The sequence below is a fragment of the Mesorhizobium sp. M7A.F.Ca.CA.004.06.1.1 genome, assembly GCF_003999135.1.
Lineage (GTDB): Bacteria > Pseudomonadota > Alphaproteobacteria > Rhizobiales > Rhizobiaceae > Mesorhizobium.
The window spans coordinates 1-1,766 of record NZ_RZPQ01000990.1; the positions used below are offsets into that span (position 1 = coordinate 1).

At 61.3% G+C, this 1,766-nt stretch carries 1 protein-coding gene; it reads left to right on the plus strand.

Translation table 11 applies throughout. The features are described from left to right. Window positions 1-208: 208 nt before the first annotated feature. Window positions 209-1,766 (plus strand): polyphosphate kinase 1 (gene ppk1, locus EN906_RS33030; protein ID WP_127375717.1); only part of this gene is annotated, 1,558 nt, incomplete at its 3' end.

Genomic DNA, 1,766 nt, shown 5'->3' on the forward strand with positions numbered 1-1,766 from the left:
ATATCAGGCCTCTTTGCAAGTTCGATGAAATGAAACTGTCGCAAAAGCCTGTCAGAGGATAAGTTAAGCCGGTTAACGCATGGCCCCGAAGACCGACATCGGTTTTCGGCAAGGACCATGCGTCGCCTTGGAGTGGCAGAGCGTCCTTTGCGCGTCCTGAATGACGCACGACGCTTTAGCTGGCTGACGGTGTGGAAGAGCGGGAATCATGAACGAACTGAAGCCGGTGCAGAACGAATTCGTGGATGTCGAGGTGGCCCGCCCGGAGGGCGGCAATCCGGACCGGTTTGTCAACCGCGAGTTTTCCTGGCTGCAGTTCAACCGGCGCGTCCTCGAGGAGTCGCTGAACCTCAATCATCCGCTGCTGGAGCGCGTCCGCTTCCTGTCGATCTCGGCCGCCAATCTCGACGAGTTCTTCATGGTCCGCGTTGCCGGTCTTGCCGGCCAGGTACGAGAAGGCATTACGCTGAAGAGCCCTGACGGCCGCACCCCCGAACAGCAGCTCGAACAGTTGCTGCGTGAGGTCGAGCGGCTGCAGGAAGACCAGCAGAAGAGCCTTTCGGCGCTTACCGTGCTGCTCAACAAGGAAGGCATCGAGAGCATCACCCGCGATGCGCTGACCAAGGACGAGAAAATCTGGCTGGAAGACCATTTCCAGGAACAGGTTTTCCCGGTGCTCACCCCGCTGTCGATCGATCCGGCGCACCCGTTCCCGTTCATTCCCAATCTCGGCTTCTCGATGGCGCTGCAATTGCGCCATCGCAAGAATGGTGAGGAGATGAGCGCGCTGCTGCGCCTGCCGGTGGCGCTGAAGCGCTTCATCCGCCTGCCGGACCGCAAGCATCATGTCCGCTTCATCCCGCTGGAAGAGGCGGTCGGCCTCTATATCGGCAAGCTCTTCCCCGGCTATGAGGTCAAGGGCTCCGGCACGTTTCGCATCATTCGCGATAGCGATATCGAGGTCGAGGAGGAGTCCGAGGACCTCGTGCGCCTGTTCGAAACGGCGCTGAAGCGGCGGCGGCGCGGTTCGGTGATCCGCATCGAATTCGACAGGCTGATGCCTGGCGAATTGCGCGACTTCGTGGCAGGCGAGCTTGGCGTGTCGTCGAGCCGCATCAGCGTGCTCACCGGGCCGCTGGCGCTCAGCCAGATTTCCGAGATCGTCGCCGTCCCTCGCGACGACCTGAAATTCATGCCCTACAATCCGCGTTTTCCCGAGCGTATCCGCGAGCATGGCGGCGATTGTTTCGCCGCCATCCGCGAGAAGGACATCGTCGTCCATCACCCCTACGAATCGTTTGACGTCGTGGTGCAGTTCCTGCGCCAGGCGATGGCCGATCCGGAAGTGGTGGCGATCAAGCAGACGCTTTACCGCACCTCCAATGACAGCCCGATCGTGCGTGCGCTGGTCGACGCGGCCGAGGCCGGCAAGTCGGTCACCGCGCTGGTCGAGCTCAAGGCGCGTTTCGACGAAGAAGCCAACATTCGCTGGGCGCGCGATCTGGAGCGTGCCGGCGTGCAGGTCGTGTTCGGCTTTCTCGAGCTGAAAACCCATTCGAAAATGTCGCTGGTGGTGCGGCGCGAGGACGGCAAGCTGCGCAACTACGTGCACCTCGGCACCGGCAACTACCATCCGGTAACGGCGCGCATCTACACCGACCTGTCCTTCTTCACCACCGATCCGACGATTGCCCGCGATGTCGCCCAGCTGTTCAATTTCATCACCGGCTATGCCGAGCCGACCGACGAAATGCGGCTTGCGATCT